Source organism: Streptomyces sp. B93, assembly GCF_018070565.1.
Lineage (GTDB): Bacteria > Actinomycetota > Actinomycetes > Streptomycetales > Streptomycetaceae > Streptomyces.
Genome location: NZ_JAGPXL010000065.1, coordinates 1 through 13,939, shown reverse-complemented (window position 1 = coordinate 13,939; position 13,939 = coordinate 1). Strand labels below are relative to the sequence as shown.

At 70.8% G+C, this 13,939-nt stretch carries 17 protein-coding genes; 12 read left to right on the top strand and 5 right to left on the bottom strand.

The annotated features are described in order from the left end of the window. Positions 1 to 39 precede the first annotated feature (39 nt). From deoC to KBY47_RS33550, 3 genes are read left to right on the top strand one after another with little or no spacing between them, the layout of a single operon-like run. Entirely contained in the window at positions 40 to 1,014 is a 975-nt protein-coding gene (gene deoC, locus KBY47_RS33560) for a deoxyribose-phosphate aldolase (protein ID WP_210927965.1), read from the top strand. A 5-nt stretch (positions 1,015 to 1,019) separates the two neighbouring features. Continuing rightward, positions 1,020 to 2,456 carry an aldehyde dehydrogenase family protein gene (locus KBY47_RS33555; RefSeq protein ID WP_210927963.1) on the top strand — a complete coding sequence of 479 codons (1,437 nt, stop codon included), beginning with the start codon at positions 1,020 to 1,022 and terminating at the stop codon, positions 2,454 to 2,456. After that, positions 2,449 to 3,339 (top strand): aldehyde dehydrogenase, encoded by an 891-nt coding sequence (locus KBY47_RS33550; RefSeq protein WP_210927961.1) that lies wholly within the window; start codon positions 2,449 to 2,451, stop codon positions 3,337 to 3,339. The genes KBY47_RS33555 and KBY47_RS33550 overlap by 8 nt, the downstream gene beginning before the upstream one ends. Before the next feature lie 70 nt (positions 3,340 to 3,409). On the opposite strand, the gene KBY47_RS33545 is transcribed toward KBY47_RS33550, so the two are convergent. After that, entirely contained in the window at positions 3,410 to 3,634 is a 225-nt protein-coding gene (locus tag KBY47_RS33545) for a hypothetical protein (RefSeq protein WP_210927960.1), read from the bottom strand. Positions 3,635 to 3,836: 202 nt separating this feature from the next. Here KBY47_RS33545 and KBY47_RS33540 point away from each other — a divergent pair, with 202 nt between their 5' ends. Continuing rightward, entirely contained in the window at positions 3,837 to 4,685 is an 849-nt protein-coding gene (locus tag KBY47_RS33540) for a helix-turn-helix transcriptional regulator (protein WP_210927958.1), read from the top strand. Further along, entirely contained in the window at positions 4,664 to 4,873 is a 210-nt protein-coding gene (locus tag KBY47_RS33535; protein ID WP_210927956.1) for a DUF397 domain-containing protein, read from the top strand. Before KBY47_RS33540 ends, KBY47_RS33535 begins: the two co-directional genes overlap by 22 nt. Before the next feature lie 6 nt (positions 4,874 to 4,879). Here the strand turns inward: KBY47_RS33535 and KBY47_RS33530 are convergent, their stop codons facing one another. Next, positions 4,880 to 5,299 carry a hypothetical protein gene (locus KBY47_RS33530; protein ID WP_210927954.1) on the bottom strand — a complete coding sequence of 140 codons (420 nt, stop codon included), beginning with the start codon at positions 5,297 to 5,299 and terminating at the stop codon, positions 4,880 to 4,882. A gap of 59 nt (positions 5,300 to 5,358) precedes the next feature. Between KBY47_RS33530 and KBY47_RS33525 the strand changes: the two genes are divergently transcribed. Beyond that, the gene (locus KBY47_RS33525) at positions 5,359 to 6,066 is read left to right on the top strand and encodes a uridine kinase (protein WP_210927952.1); all 708 of its coding nucleotides are present in this window, start codon (positions 5,359 to 5,361) and stop codon (positions 6,064 to 6,066) included. Positions 6,067 to 6,342: 276 nt separating this feature from the next. On the opposite strand, the gene KBY47_RS33520 is transcribed toward KBY47_RS33525, so the two are convergent. Beyond that, a complete protein-coding gene (locus KBY47_RS33520) occupies positions 6,343 to 7,104 on the bottom strand; it encodes a SigE family RNA polymerase sigma factor (RefSeq protein ID WP_210927950.1) in 762 nt (253 codons plus the stop codon). Positions 7,105 to 7,335: 231 nt separating this feature from the next. Between KBY47_RS33520 and afsQ1 the strand changes: the two genes are divergently transcribed. The 5 genes from afsQ1 to KBY47_RS33495 all read left to right on the top strand — a co-directional run bounded on the left by afsQ1 (position 7,336) and on the right by KBY47_RS33495 (position 11,192). Further along, complete coding sequence (gene afsQ1 / locus KBY47_RS33515) at positions 7,336 to 8,013, top strand: two-component system response regulator AfsQ1 (RefSeq protein WP_210927948.1); 678 nt, start codon at positions 7,336 to 7,338, stop codon at positions 8,011 to 8,013. 14 nt (positions 8,014 to 8,027) lie between these two features. Then, positions 8,028 to 9,629, top strand: coding sequence for an ATP-binding protein (locus KBY47_RS33510; RefSeq protein ID WP_374103146.1), 1,602 nt, complete (start codon positions 8,028 to 8,030; stop codon positions 9,627 to 9,629). Continuing rightward, the gene (locus KBY47_RS33505; protein ID WP_210927944.1) at positions 9,629 to 10,243 is read left to right on the top strand and encodes a hypothetical protein; all 615 of its coding nucleotides are present in this window, start codon (positions 9,629 to 9,631) and stop codon (positions 10,241 to 10,243) included. Before KBY47_RS33510 ends, KBY47_RS33505 begins: the two co-directional genes overlap by 1 nt. A 105-nt stretch (positions 10,244 to 10,348) precedes the next feature. Next, complete coding sequence (locus KBY47_RS33500) at positions 10,349 to 10,906, top strand: VanZ family protein (RefSeq protein WP_210927942.1); 558 nt, start codon at positions 10,349 to 10,351, stop codon at positions 10,904 to 10,906. Between the two features lie 82 nt (positions 10,907 to 10,988). Further along, complete coding sequence (locus KBY47_RS33495; RefSeq protein WP_210927940.1) at positions 10,989 to 11,192, top strand: PspC domain-containing protein; 204 nt, start codon at positions 10,989 to 10,991, stop codon at positions 11,190 to 11,192. A gap of 75 nt (positions 11,193 to 11,267) precedes the next feature. Here the strand turns inward: KBY47_RS33495 and KBY47_RS33490 are convergent, their stop codons facing one another. Both KBY47_RS33490 and KBY47_RS33485 read right to left on the bottom strand, forming a co-directional pair. Then, positions 11,268 to 11,627, bottom strand: coding sequence for an ATP-binding protein (locus KBY47_RS33490; RefSeq protein WP_210927938.1), 360 nt, complete (start codon positions 11,625 to 11,627; stop codon positions 11,268 to 11,270). 169 nt (positions 11,628 to 11,796) lie between these two features. Then, positions 11,797 to 13,059, bottom strand: coding sequence for an adenosine deaminase (locus KBY47_RS33485; protein WP_247695628.1), 1,263 nt, complete (start codon positions 13,057 to 13,059; stop codon positions 11,797 to 11,799). 113 nt (positions 13,060 to 13,172) lie between these two features. Here KBY47_RS33485 and KBY47_RS33480 point away from each other — a divergent pair, with 113 nt between their 5' ends. Beyond that, entirely contained in the window at positions 13,173 to 13,934 is a 762-nt protein-coding gene (locus tag KBY47_RS33480; RefSeq protein WP_210927935.1) for an alpha/beta hydrolase, read from the top strand. Positions 13,935 to 13,939 lie beyond the last annotated feature (5 nt).

The window sequence follows — 13,939 nt, the reverse complement described above, 5'->3', positions numbered from 1 at the left end:
TACAGCCGCTACGCGCGTAGATATGCTCGTCTGGTGACCATGCCCACCTCTGCACCCACCACAGCGGCCACCGCGGCGCACACCCTGAAGGACGTCACCGCGTCCGACAGCACGCTGCGCCGGTTCCTCCACGGGCTGCCCGGCGTCGACCCGGTCGGCCTGGAGGCGCGCGCGGCCTCTCTCGGCACCCGTTCCATCAAGACGACCGCCAAGGCGTACGCCATCGACCTGGCCATCTCCATGGTCGACCTGACGACGCTGGAAGGCGCGGACACCCCCGGCAAGGTCCGGGCGCTCGGCGCCAAGGCGGTCCACCCCGACCCGACCGACCGTACGGCCCCCGCCACGGCCGCGGTCTGCGTCTACCCCGACATGGTGGCCACCGCCAAGGAGGCCGTCGCGGGCTCCTCGGTCAAGGTCGCCTCGGTCGCCACCGCCTTCCCGGCGGGCCGCGCCGCCCTCGAGGTGAAGCTGGCCGACGTCCGGGACGCGGTCGCCGCGGGCGCGGACGAGATCGACATGGTCATCGACCGCGGGGCGTTCCTCGCGGGCAAGTACCTGAAGGTGTACGACGAGATCACCGCCGTGAAGGAGGCCTGCGGGACGAGCGCCCGCCTCAAGGTCATCTTCGAGACCGGCGAGCTGTCGACGTACGACAACATCCGCCGCGCGAGCTGGCTCGGCATGCTGGCCGGGGCGGACTTCATCAAGACCTCGACCGGCAAGGTGGCGGTGAACGCGACCCCGGCGAACACCCTGCTGATGCTGGAGGCCGTACGGGACTTCCGGGCCACCACGGGCGTCCAGGTGGGCGTGAAGCCCGCGGGCGGCATCCGCACCTCCAAGGACGCGATCAAGTTCCTGGTCCTGGTCAACGAGACCGTCGGCGAGGACTGGCTGGACAACCACTGGTTCCGCTTCGGCGCGTCCTCGCTCCTGAACGACCTGCTGATGCAGCGTCAGAAGCTGGCCACCGGCCGCTACTCCGGCCCCGACTACGTGACGGTGGACTGATCACCATGGCATCGGCATTCGAATACGCCCCCGCACCCGAGTCCCGCGCGATCGTCGACATCGCCCCGTCCTACGGCCTGTTCATCGACGGCGAGTTCACCGAGGCGGCGGACGGCAAGGTCTTCAAGACGGTCTCCCCGGCCACCGAGGAGGTCCTGTCCGAGGTCGCCCAGGCGGACGAGGCGGACATCGACCGCGCGGTGCGGGCGGCCCGCAAGGCGTTCGAGAAGTGGTCGGCGCTGCCCGGCACGGAACGCGCGAAGTACCTCTTCCGCATCGCCCGGATCATCCAGGAGCGCAGCCGCGAGCTGGCCGTCCTGGAGACCCTGGACAACGGCAAGCCGATCAGGGAGACCAGGGACGCCGACCTCCCCCTGGTCGCCGCGCACTTCTTCTACTACGCGGGCTGGGCCGACAAGCTCGACCACGCCGGTTTCGGCGCGAACCCCCGCCCGCTGGGCGTCGCGGGCCAGGTCATCCCCTGGAACTTCCCCCTCCTGATGCTGGCGTGGAAGATCGCCCCGGCGCTCGCCACCGGCAACACGGTCGTCCTGAAGCCCGCCGAGACGACCCCGCTCTCCGCGCTCTTCTTCGCGGACGTCTGCCGCCAGGCGGGCCTGCCGAAGGGCGTCGTCAACATCGTCACCGGCGACGGCCGCGCGGGCGCCGCCCTGGTCGCGCACCCGGACGTCGACAAGGTCGCCTTCACCGGCTCGACGGCCGTCGGCAAGGAGATCGCGCGCACGGTGGCCGGGACCCGCAAGAAGCTCACCCTGGAACTGGGCGGCAAGGGCGCCAACATCGTCTTCGACGACGCCCCGATCGACCAGGCCGTCGAGGGCATCGTCAACGGCATCTTCTTCAACCAGGGCCAGGTCTGCTGCGCGGGCAGCCGTCTGCTGGTCCAGGAGTCGATCCAGGACGAGCTGCTGGAGTCCCTGAAGCGCCGCCTGTCCACCCTCCGCCTCGGCGACCCCCTCGACAAGAACACGGACATCGGCGCGATCAACTCCGCCGAACAGCTCGCCCGCATCACCGCCCTCGCCGACCAGGGCGAGGCGGAGGGCGCCGAACGCTGGTCCCCGTCCTGCGAACTCCCGGCATCCGGCTACTGGTTCGCCCCGACGCTCTTCACGAACGTCACCCAGGCGCACACGGTGGCCCGGGACGAGATCTTCGGCCCGGTCCTCTCCGTCCTGACCTTCCGCACCCCGGACGAGGCCGTCGCCAAGGCCAACAACACCCCGTACGGCCTCTCGGCGGGCATCTGGACGGAGAAGGGCTCGCGCATCCTCGCGGTCGCGAACAAGCTCCGCGCGGGCGTCGTCTGGTCCAACACGTTCAACAAGTTCGACCCGACCTCGCCGTTCGGCGGCTACAAGGAGTCGGGCTTCGGCCGCGAGGGCGGCCGCCACGGCCTGGAGGCGTACCTCGATGTCTGATGTGACCCGACTCTCCGTCTTCAAGACCTACAAGCTGTACGTCGGCGGGAAGTTCCCGCGTTCCGAGAGCGGCCGGGTGTACGAGGTGACGGACTCGAAGAACAACTGGCTGGCCAACGCGCCCCTGTCGTCCCGCAAGGATGCCCGGGACGCCGTGGTCGCGGCCCGCAAGGCGTTCGGCGGCTGGTCCGGGGCGACCGCCTACAACCGCGGCCAGGTCCTCTACCGCGTCGCGGAGATGCTGGAGGGCCGCCGGGACCAGTTCACCCGCGAGGTGGCCGACGCGGAGGGCCTGTCGAAGTCGAAGGCGTCCGCGGTCGTCGACGCCACCATCGACCGCTGGGTCTGGTACGCGGGCTGGACCGACAAGATCGCCCAGGTCGTGGGCGGCGGCAACCCGGTCGCGGGCCCGTTCTTCAACCTCTCCTCCCCCGAACCGACGGGCGTGGTGGCGGTCGTGGCCCCCCAGGAGTCGTCGTTCCTGGGCCTGGTCTCGGTTGTCGCCCCGGTGATCGCGACGGGCAACACGGCGGTCGTCATCGCCTCCGAGAAGTCCCCCCTCCCGGCTCTCTCCCTCGCCGAGGTGCTGGCCACCTCCGACGTCCCAGGCGGCGTCGTCAACGTCCTCTCCGGCCGCACGGCGGAGATCGCGGCACCCCTCGCCGCCCACCAGGACGTCAACGCGATCGACCTCACGGGCGCCGACGCCGAACTGGCGAAGGACCTGGAGATCGCCGCGGCCGACAACCTCAAGCGCGTCCTGCGTCCACAGCCTGTGGATTACTTCCGGACGCCCGGCACCGACCGGATGACGGCCTTCCTGGAGACCAAGACGGTGTGGCACCCGACCGGTTCGCTGGGCGCCTCGGGCTCGGCGTACTGACGGCCACGCCCCCGCACCAGGGCCGCGATTCCTCTCCGTCCGGAGGAGTCGCGGCCCTTCTGTCACCCGCTCAGAGAACCTCTCCTCTGCTCCGGGCGTTGACCCGGGCAACCCGCTCACTGATGCCCCTCGGCTCCACGTCCTCGGGCCGCGCGGTCCACTCCGTCCCGCCTCCCTCGGGCCGCAGCCACACCAACCCGTCCTGGTGATCCATGACGACTCCGCGCCGCTCCCGCCGGGTGTCGTAGGCGAGTTGACCGACCGGAACCGTCGCCGTGGGGCGTCGGACTGCCATGGGTACCTCCTAGAGCGCGCTCTCGCTGTTCTGCACACCCAGCGAAACGCTCGGCTCCTCAGCACGGACAGGGTGACGGTGTTCCGAAACGCACCACGGAACAGCTCCCCCACTCCGATGTTCACCTTTCGCACACACACGGTCACCCACCGCGACTACCGTGAACGGAGTGTGTCGTCCCACTCGGCAAGGGAGCCCCGCCATGACCCACCCCACCCGCGACCTCGACCCCGCCCGCTCGGCCCGCGACCTGTACGGCGTGGAACTGCGCCGCCAACGCCAGCTCACGGGCCTGTCGTTGGACCGCCTGTCGGACATCGTCAACTACAGCAAGACGCACCTGCACGGCGTGGAGACGGGCGAACGGCTCCCCCTCCCTCCGATCTCGGAGAAGCTGGACGCGGCGTTCGGGACGGGGGAGCTGTTCCAGGGGCTGTGGGGGGCGGTGAAACGGGAGCACACGCCGAGGCGGTTCGACCATTGCCTGGAGTTGGAGGCGCGGGCGGCGCGGATTCAGTCGTTCAACGCGAGCCTCATCCCTGGGCTACTTCAGACGCCCGCGTACATGCGGGCGCTGTTCTCCAAGGGCGACCCTGGTATCAGTAAGGAGGAGATCGACAGCCTTGTGGCTGCCCGCCTGGGCCGCCAGGAGATCCTGCGGCGTCACTGCCCGCCAGACTTCTGGTGGGTTCTCAACGAGGCAGCGCTGCGGCTGGCCGTGGGGGGGCCGGGGGTGATGCGTGAACAACTCGCGTCCTTGCTGAGCCTGGCAGAGACCCGCCGCACCACGATCCAAGTCGTTCCGTTCGACGCGGGCGCGTGCCCGCTGATGAACGGCACGCTCATCCTCCTAACACTTCCGGACAACTCGACCACCGTGTACCAGGAGGGGCCGAGGAACGGTGAGGTCTTCGACGACCGGGAAACCGTCACGCAGCGCGTGCGAGAGTACGATCTGATGAAGGCCAACGCGCTCCCCCCGAGGGAGTCCCGGGCGCTGATCAAAGCGACGATGGAGACGTACGAGCCATGCGAGCCACCCCAAATCTGAGCACCGCCCGCTGGCGCAAGTCCACGTACAGCGGAAACCAGGCCGGGGATGAGTGCATCGAAGTCTGCGATGACGTCCCCGGCACCATCCCCGTCCGCGACAGCAAGAACCCCACCGGCCCCGTCCTGCTCCTGGCCGGAGCCGCCTGGCAACCGTTCGTCAACGGCGTCCGGGACGGCTCCCTTTAGGTGGCCTCAGCCGCCCAGCACCCCCGTCACCTGCCCCAGCACCGGCACGCTCCCCAGGGACGGGGCCTGGGCGATGGGGCGGGTCAGGGTCTGGGAGGTCAGCGGCTGGAAGTCGGCGAGCTGGGTGCCGACGCCGTTGTCGAGGGGGTCGACACCGGTACCGGCGAGGGGGTTGGGCTTGAGGCCCGCGACCGGGCCGGTGACGTAGCCCACCGTGCCCGTCAGCGCCTGGAGGCCGGCCCCCGGGTCGATCTCGCCCATCGCGGTGGGCCGGTAGTTCACCACGCCCAGCATCTGCTCGGCCTCCGCCGCGACGGCCGAGCCGGTGCCCGCGCCCAGGGCCACGCCCGCGGTCGCGAGCACGGCGAACGCCCGCCGGGCGGCGGGCTGGGGAGTGGGCTGGGGGGAGTCGTTACGGACCGTCATGGCCGCCACCTTCTCTACATGCTCTGAGTAATCGATTCAACACGTAGGGTATTTGACGTGTGACGCGGGCTTCAAAGCCGACCCGCGGGGTCGTTGACGGGCCGGGGGATGCCTCACACTGGTGTCCCGTGAGTTCCCATCCGCCCATACCCGCGCGAGTCGTGCTGCTCTGCGGCCCCTCCGGCTCCGGCAAGTCCCTCCTCGCGGCCCGCTCCGGTCTCCCGGTGCTGCGGCTCGACGACTTCTACAAGGAGGGCACCGACCCGACGCTGCCGCTGGTGGCCGACAGCTCGGACATCGACTGGGACCACCCCGGCTCCTGGGACGCGGACGCCGCCGTCACCGCGATCACCGAGCTGTGCCGCACGGGCCGTACGCAGGTCCCCGTGTACGACATCTCGCTCAGCGCCCGCACCGGGGAGGACGGCGTCGACATCGGGCGGACCCCGCTGTTCATCGCGGAGGGCATCTTCGCCGCCGAGATCGTCACCCGCTGCCGCGAACTGGGTGTCCTCGCCGACGCGCTCTGCCTGAGCCGGGGCCCGGTGCGGACCTTCCGCCGCCGTTTCCTGCGCGACCTCAGGGAGGGCCGCAAGTCCGTGCCCTTCCTGCTGCGCCGCGGCTGGCGGCTGATGCGCCAGGAACGGACGATCATCGCCCGCCAGACGGCGCTCGGCGCGTACGCCTGCGACCGGGACGAGGCGATGGGCCGCCTGGCCGCAGCGGCGGCGGGCCGCTGTGCGCCGTCGACGCGTACGGCGGCCTGAGGGACGTACACGCGAGGGGACGTACACACAGAGAAGCGGGACTGGACGGACCCCCCGGCCCTCCAGTCCCGCATCCCCGCGGGGCTCCCCCGAACCCCTGTGGTGCTTCCCCCGTGTCCCCCGTGGATCCCCCGTGATCCCCGTGGTGCTCCCCCGTGGAGCGGAGAGGGAACCCCCCCAGGTTCCCGTCTCCATTAGTCAGGAGTCCCGGACTCCCCCCGTGATACACCCGGGCCCCGGACTTTCCCGAACTTTTTTCCGCGCCTCTCCTCGGCCTCAGGCGACCAGCTCGCCGAAGGCGTCCTCCTCGTCCCGGCCGAAGCTGAGGACCTCGTCCTCGCGCAGCCGGCGCAGCGACCGCCAGATGCTGGACTTGACCGTGCCGACGCTGATGTCGAGGATCTCCGCGATCTCCGGGTCCGTGCGGCCCTCGTAGTAGCGCAGGACCAGCATGGTGCGCTGGAGTTCGGGGAGCCGGGCCAGCGCCTGCCACAGGACCGCGCGCAGCTCGGTACCGCGCATCGCGTCCGTGTCGCCGACGGTCTCCGGCAGCTCCTCGGTCGGGTACTCGTTCAGCTTGCGGCGGCGCCACGCGCTGATGTGCAGGTTCGTCATCGTGCGGCGGAGGTAGCCGCCGACGGCCGCCTTGTCGCTGATCCGGTCCCACGCCCGGTACGTCGAGAACAGCGCGCTCTGGAGCAGGTCCTCGGCCTCGAACCGGTCGCCGGTCAGGTGGTAGGCGGTGGCGTACAGGGAGGCGCGGCGCTCCTGGACGTAGGCCGTGAACGCGGCTTCCGCGTCCGTGGACTGCGTCGCCGGGCGCCGCTCTCCCGTTTCCACCCTGTACGCGGGTCCCCCGTGTGTCTCCCCCGTGACCCCCGTCGGTGCGTCAACCACCGTCATGAAGCCGGTGTGCTGACGCCCGGTGCCGCGAGCGCACCCCCGCCCGCTCACGGCACCGGACTTCTCGGAACCCCGGCTCACGTCGTGCAGCCGAGTGATCACTGCGCTGGTGCTGTTGCCGTGCAGCGTGTTCATCTCGCGCCCCCCGTCGTGGACTTCCGGTGTTCGGTCTGGCTTCCGTGCTGTGTCGAAAAGCTTGCCGCGAGCACTTCATCGCCGTGTCCGTCGACTGTCACAGACCTGTCACAGGGCCCGTTCGTACGATCTTCACGGGACGCGCACAGAACGGCGTGCTGACGCAGTGCGGTCGCTACGTCGCCGTACAGGTGTCGAAACCCCCACCCCCCATGGGCCAGAATGACCCCCGTGCCTTCCCTGTTGCTGATCGAGGACGACGACGCCATCCGTACGGCCCTGGAACTGTCTCTGACGCGCCAGGGACACCGGGTGGCGACCGCTGCCAGCGGTGAGGACGGTCTGAAGCTGCTGCGTGAGCAGCGGCCGGACCTGATCGTGCTGGATGTGATGCTGCCCGGCATCGACGGGTTCGAGGTGTGCCGCCGCATCCGGCGCACCGACCAGCTGCCGATCATCCTGCTGACCGCGCGCAGCGACGACATCGACGTGGTGGTGGGCCTGGAGTCCGGCGCCGACGACTATGTCGTCAAACCCGTGCAGGGGCGGGTGCTGGACGCCCGCATCCGGGCCGTGCTGCGGCGCGGCGAGCGGGAGTCGAACGACGCCGCCACGTTCGGCAGCCTGGTGATCGACCGGGCCGCGATGACCGTCACCAAGAACGGTGACGATCTCCAGCTCACCCCCACCGAGCTGCGGCTGCTGCTGGAGCTGAGCCGTCGGCCGGGGCAGGCGCTGTCCCGGCAGCAGTTGCTGCGGCTGGTGTGGGAGCACGACTATCTCGGTGACTCCCGGCTGGTGGACGCCTGTGTCCAGCGGCTGCGCGCCAAGGTGGAGGACGTGCCGTCGTCCCCGACCCTGATCCGTACCGTGCGTGGTGTCGGCTACCGGCTGGATCCGCCTCAGTGACACAGGAGCAACATGTGCACGGAGGGTCGCGCGGCTGGTCCGCCGCCCTCACACGCAAGGGGATATGGTCGCGGCTGCGCCTGACCAGTCTGCGGCTGCGGCTGGTCGTGGTGTTCGGCCTGGTCGCGCTGACCGCGGCGGTGTCCGCGTCGGGCATCGCCTACTGGCTCAACCGGGAGGCGGTGCTCACCCGCGCCCAGGACGCCGTGCTGCGGGACTTCGAGAGCGAGATGGGGAACCGGGCGAGCGCGCTGCCCGACCATCCCACGCAGGACGAACTCCAGCGCGCCGCCGGTCTGATGGCCACCGGCGGGCAGCACTTCACCGTGCTGCTGGTCGCCGAGGACGCCGACGGCAGGACGGTGTACGGCGGTTCCGGCGGCCTGAACGGTTTCACGCTGGGCGACGTGCCCGAGTCGCTGCGCACCGCCGTGAACAAGGAGCAGCCGCTCGACTCCGGCAACAAGTCGCCGTACCACCTGTACTGGCAGCGGATCGTGGACGACGGCACGCCCTATCTGGTGGCCGGGACCCGGGTCATCGGGGGCGGGCCGACGGGGTACATGCTGAAGTCGCTGGAGCCGGAGGCCAAGGACCTCAACTCGCTGGCCTGGTCGCTCGGTATCGCCACCGGCCTGGCGCTGATCGGCTCGGCGCTGCTCGCGCAGGCCGCCGCCACGACCGTACTGAAGCCGGTGCACCGGCTCGGGGTGGCGGCGCGGCGGCTCGGGGAGGGCAAGCTGGACACCCGGCTGCGGGTGTCGGGGACGGACGAACTGGCCGACCTGTCACGGACGTTCAACAGCGCGGCGGAGGCGCTGGAGAAACGGGTCGACGACATGGCGGCGCGGGAGGCCGCGTCCCGGCGGTTCGTCGCGGACATGAGCCATGAGCTGCGGACCCCGCTGACCGCGATCACCGCCGTCACCGAGGTGCTGGAGGAGGAACTGGACTCCGAGAGCGGCGGTCTCGACCCGATGATCGAGCCCGCGGTGCGGCTGGTGGTCAGCGAGACCCGGCGGCTGAACGACCTGGTGGAGAACCTGATGGAGGTCACCCGCTTCGACGCGGGCACCGCCCGGCTCGTCCTCGACGACGTCGACATCGCCGACCAGATCACCGCCTGCATCGACGCCCGTGCCTGGCTGGACGCGGTCGAGCTGGACGCGGAACGCGGTATCCACGCCCGTATCGACCCACGGCGGCTGGACGTCATCCTCGCCAACCTGATCGGCAACGCGCTCAAGCACGGGGGGTCGCCGGTGCGGGTCTCGGTGCGGGTGGAGGAGTCCACCGACGAGGTCGTCATCCGGGTGCGGGACCACGGGCCGGGCATCCCGGAGGACGTGCTGCCGCACGTCTTCGACCGGTTCTACAAGGCGAGCGCATCCCGGCCGCGCTCCGAGGGCAGCGGCCTCGGCCTGTCCATCGCCCTGGAGAACGCCCACATCCACGGCGGCGAGATCACCGCCGCCAACTCGCCGGACGGGGGCGCGGTGTTCGCGCTGCGGCTGCCGCGGGACGCCTCCGAGGTGGTGTCGGCGGCCGAGGGGGAGACCGCGGGCGGCACCGTGAAGGGCACGACGAGGGGCGCTACGGAAAAGGGGGACGCGTGATGGGCGTACGGCGGAGGATGGCGCTCCTCCCCGTGCTCGCCGTGGTGGCCGCGGTGCTCGCCGGGTGCGGGATACGGCCCACGGAGGTGCCGACGGACTTCGGTCCGGCCCCGTCACGGGCGCGGTGTTCGCTCGCCGGGACCGATGTCACCACGCAGTCCACGGGCGGGATGCCGGTGCGGGTGTTCCTGCTGTGCGGGTCCTCCCTGGTGACCGTGGACCGCACGGTCCGGGTCCCGGAGGGCGACTCCGAGGCCGCGCAGCGGGTGCTGGTGGCGCAGGCCCTGCTGGACGAACTGGCCCGCACGCCGTCGACCGCGGCGAAGGAGGCCGGGTACACCACGCACGTACGGCCCGGTACGAAGGTGAGCGGGCCGCGGCGTGGGGACCCCGAGGACACCCTGCGGCTGAGCAGCGCTCCGGGCGACCTGTCCGCGTACGCGTTCGCGCAGATCGTGTGCACGTTCTCGGACTCGGAGGCCGCCGAGGGCGACGGATCGGTGATCCTGGGCGGGCCGCAGGGGGACTCGCTGCGCCGGTACGAGTGCACGGAGGAGGTCCGGGCCCGGCCCGGCACCGGGGAACCGCCGTCACGGGAGGTCGGGACCGGGTGAGGGGTCTTCCGGTCCGCGGGTCTGCGGCCGGTGTGGCGCATGCCTCATCCGGTCGGAGGGGGGCGGGCCGGAACCGATCGTGCCGGGGGGCGCGTCTAGGGGTTCGTGCAGCGTCAAGGCTCCATGGGCGGCAGCGCCGCGATCCACGTCCGTGTGACAGGGGGTGTCCTCCTCGTCGCGTTTCTCGCGTTCGTCGCCTGGTTCACGCTGCGCCCCCTGGACGTCCCCTGGGTGATGCCCGCCAATCTGCGGCCGTTCGCGGGTATCCGGGCCGATCTGGCACTGGGCTGGCCCGACGCGGCGCTGCGCATCGGTGAGGGGCTGGCGCTGCTCGCCCCGCTGGGTGTGCTGCTGCCGCTGGCGGGTGGCAGGCTGGCCGTGTCGCCGTGGGCGTCCCTGTTCCGTACGGTCGCGGCGGGCGCCCTGCTGTCGCTGACCATCGAGTTGTTGCAGACGGGCGTGCCGGGGCAGGTCGTGGACGTCGACTCGCTGCTGCTGAACACCGTGGGCGTGGGGCTCGCGCACCTCGCCGTGGTGCCCGCGGGGCGCGCCTGGCTGCGCCGTAGGGGGGTGTCGGCGTCGGGGCCGGGGGTGCCGCCCCCTCCGGATGAGGTGGCTCAGGGTCGGACCCCGACGATTCCCAGGGTCGGGATCGCCCCGTAGAGCGACGCTTTGCCCGCTTCGTTTCCGTACCGTTGAGGGTGGATGAGATGAGTCGACGGATGTCGTAACCGAAGGAGCAGCCATGTCCCGCCCCGTCCGCCCCACCAACGGCCGCATGATCGGCGGCGTGTGCGCCGCACTGGCCCAGCGCTTCGGCACCTCCGCGACGACGATGCGGGTGATCTTCCTGCTCTCCTGCCTGCTGCCGGGGCCACAGTTCCTGCTCTACATCGCGCTGTGGATCCTGCTGCCGTCCGAGGACAAGGCCACGCGCACGGCCTGGTGAGAGCGTCGAACACAGCGACGGGGCGCACCCCTTGGGCAGGGGTGCGCCCCGTCGGCGCGTGTGCGGTGGGGTGGGTCAGCCGCCCAGCGGGAGGCCGTTGACCGGCGTGCCCTTCACGGGGAGGCCCTGCGTCGGCAGACCGCCGAGGAGCGCGGCGGCCGGGCCGGTCGGGCCCTCGGCGAGCAGCTGCTGGACGGCGGGCTGCGCGGCCGTGATGCCGGTGCCCAGTACGCGCTGCCCCTGGGCGAGCGCCTGGCTGCTGCCCGGCACCGCCCTCTCGACGTTCTCCGCGGGCAGCGTCCTGGTGACGGTGTCCAGCGCCTGGTTGCTGACGCCGGCGAGGTCCGGAGCGGCGTTCGCGGCGCCCGCGCCGGCGGCGGCGAAGGCGGCACCGAGCGCGGCGACACCGAGGGACTTGGCAGCAGACTGCTTCATGGTGAATAACGTCCTTGGGAACGGAACTGAATGGGAGCGGTCCAGGAACGTAAACACGCCGGGCCGTCCGTCGCAAACATCGAAATGCGGACGGGTTGTGAATGCGGGGCGCTTGCGTGGAATGCCAGATGGAGGGTGGGGGTGGGTGATTGTGCTGGTCAGGGCTTGCTCAGCGGAACAGCCATTCGGATTTCAGGGATGCGTATCCGGGCTTGATCACGTCATTGATCATGGCCAGTCGTTCATCGAAAGGAATGAATGCTGACTTCATAGCATTGACCGAGAACCACTGCATGTCGTCGAGTGTGTAACCGAATGCCTCGACCAGGTGCTCGAATTCCTGGCTCATGGACGTGTTCGACATCAGCCGGTTGTCGGTGTTGACCGTGGCGCGGAAGTGGAGCCTGCGCAGCAGTCCGATGGGGTGCTCGGCGTAGGAGCTGGCGGCGCCGGTCTGGAGGTTGGAGCTGGGGCACAGCTCCAGCGGGATGCGCTTGTCCCGGACGTAGGAGGCGAGTCGGCCGAGGGTGACCGTGCCGTCGTCGCGCACCTCGATGTCGTCGATGATGCGGACGCCGTGGCCGAGGCGGTCGGCGCCGCACCACTGGAGGGCCTGCCAGATGGAGGGGAGCCCGAAGGCCTCACCGGCGTGGATGGTGAAGTGGTTGTTCTCCCGCTTGAGGTACTCGAAGGCGTCGAGGTGCCGGGTGGGCGGGTAGCCCGCCTCCGCGCCCGCGATGTCGAAGCCGACGACGCCGAGGTCGCGGTAGCGGTTGGCGAGTTCGGCGATCTCCAGGGCGCGGGCGGCGTGCCGCATCGCGGTGAGGAGGGCGCCCACGCGGATGCGGTGGCCGTTGTCGTGGGCTCGTCGTTCGCCTTCCCGGAAGCCCTCGTTGACGGCTTCCACGACCTCTTCGAGGGTGAGTCCGGCGGCGAGGTGCTGTTCGGGGGCGTAGCGGACCTCGGCGTAGACGACGCCGTCCGCGGCGAGGTCCTCGGCGCACTCGGCGGCGACGCGGACGAGGGCGTCGCGGGTCTGCATGACGCCGACGGTGTGCGAGAAGGTCTCCAGGTACCGCTCCAGGGAGCCGGAGTCGGCGGCCTCCCGGAACCAGACGCCGAGCTTCTCGGGGTCGGTCTCGGGGAGGTGGGGATAGCCGGTCTCCTGGGCCAGTTCGACGATCGTGGCGGGGCGCAGGCCGCCGTCGAGGTGGTCGTGCAGGAGGACCTTGGGGGCGTGGAGGATCTGCTCCGGGGTGGGGGTGTTGTTGGTTCGGGTGGTCTGGGTGGTCTGGGTGGCGTGGGTGGCCCCGGTGGCCTTGGGGGTGTGGGTGGCGGGAGTGGCCTGGGGGGTTTGGGGGGTTTGGGGTGCCTGGGAGGGCTGGATGTCGTCCGTCCTGGCGGGCTGGTTCCGGTCAGTCTGGCTCGTCATTTTCGCACTCTAACTCCTACGCGCGTAGATCGCTCGCTGTACAGTTCCGCCGATACGTAACGGTGACCGCACGGACGGGTCGCGTACACCGGTGCTTCTGACACTGTTCTGTCATGGCACAGCAAGCGACGGCGGTTCGCAGGGCCCGGCTGGGGCGGGCGTTCGGTCCCGAGCCGACGGCGGTCAGCGGCGTGGTGCTGCTGCTCCCCGGCGGCGACGAGGTCTCCGGCCGCAGACCGTCCCCCCTCCTCGCGACCGCCTCCGTACGCGCGTTGGGGCGGCGGCTGGCGCGGGTCGGGGGCGCGGAGGGGCTGGCCGTCCATGTCGTCCACTACCGCTACCGCGGCTGGAACGGCAGCGAGGCGCATCCGGCGCGGGACGCCACCTGGGCCGTCGACGAGGTGCTACGACGCTACGGCGACGTCCCCGTCTGCCTCGTCGGGCGGGACATGGGCGGGCGGGCCGCGCTGCACGCGGGCGGGCACGAGGCCGTCAGCTCCGTTCTGGCGATCGCGCCCTGGCTGCCCGAGGACGATGTGGCGGCGCCACCCGAACCGGTGAAGCAGCTCGTGGGGCGGCGGGTGCTGATCGTGCACGGCACGAACGACGAACGGACCGATCCCGAGCTGTCGTTCCGGCTGGCGGCGCGGGCGAAGAAGGCGAACCGGGAGGTGTGCCGGTTCGAAGTGCACTCCGACCGGCATCGGTTGGCGCAGCACCGGCGGGAAGTGCTGGCGCTCGCTGAGGACTTCGTGATGGGGGCGTTGTTCGGGCGGGCGTTCTCGCGGCCGGTGCGGGACGCGCTGGCCGCGCCGCCGCCGTTGGGGTTGCGGATGCCGTTGGCTGCGGGGTTCGGGGGGAGTTGGGGGCGGTAGGGGTG

Bases quoted from the DNA above. Each gene is read 5' to 3' on its own strand.
- KBY47_RS33530 (WP_210927954.1), bottom strand. From the start codon at position 5,299: ATGACGGTCCGTAACGACTCCCCCCAGCCCACTCCCCAGCCCGCCGCC.
- KBY47_RS33495 (WP_210927940.1), top strand. From the start codon at position 10,989: ATGTCCCGCCCCGTCCGCCCCACCAACGGCCGCATGATCGGCGGCGTG.
- KBY47_RS33520 (WP_210927950.1), bottom strand. From the start codon at position 7,104: ATGAACACGCTGCACGGCAACAGCACCAGCGCAGTGATCACTCGGCTG.
- KBY47_RS33480 (WP_210927935.1), top strand. From the start codon at position 13,173: ATGGCACAGCAAGCGACGGCGGTTCGCAGGGCCCGGCTGGGGCGGGCG.
- deoC (WP_210927965.1), top strand. From the start codon at position 40: ATGCCCACCTCTGCACCCACCACAGCGGCCACCGCGGCGCACACCCTG.
- KBY47_RS33485 (WP_247695628.1), bottom strand. From the start codon at position 13,059: ATGACGAGCCAGACTGACCGGAACCAGCCCGCCAGGACGGACGACATC.
- KBY47_RS33555 (WP_210927963.1), top strand. From the start codon at position 1,020: ATGGCATCGGCATTCGAATACGCCCCCGCACCCGAGTCCCGCGCGATC.
- KBY47_RS33490 (WP_210927938.1), bottom strand. From the start codon at position 11,627: ATGAAGCAGTCTGCTGCCAAGTCCCTCGGTGTCGCCGCGCTCGGTGCC.
- KBY47_RS33545 (WP_210927960.1), bottom strand. From the start codon at position 3,634: ATGGCAGTCCGACGCCCCACGGCGACGGTTCCGGTCGGTCAACTCGCC.
- KBY47_RS33505 (WP_210927944.1), top strand. From the start codon at position 9,629: ATGGGCGTACGGCGGAGGATGGCGCTCCTCCCCGTGCTCGCCGTGGTG.
- KBY47_RS33535 (WP_210927956.1), top strand. From the start codon at position 4,664: ATGCGAGCCACCCCAAATCTGAGCACCGCCCGCTGGCGCAAGTCCACG.
- KBY47_RS33550 (WP_210927961.1), top strand. From the start codon at position 2,449: ATGTCTGATGTGACCCGACTCTCCGTCTTCAAGACCTACAAGCTGTAC.
- KBY47_RS33540 (WP_210927958.1), top strand. From the start codon at position 3,837: ATGACCCACCCCACCCGCGACCTCGACCCCGCCCGCTCGGCCCGCGAC.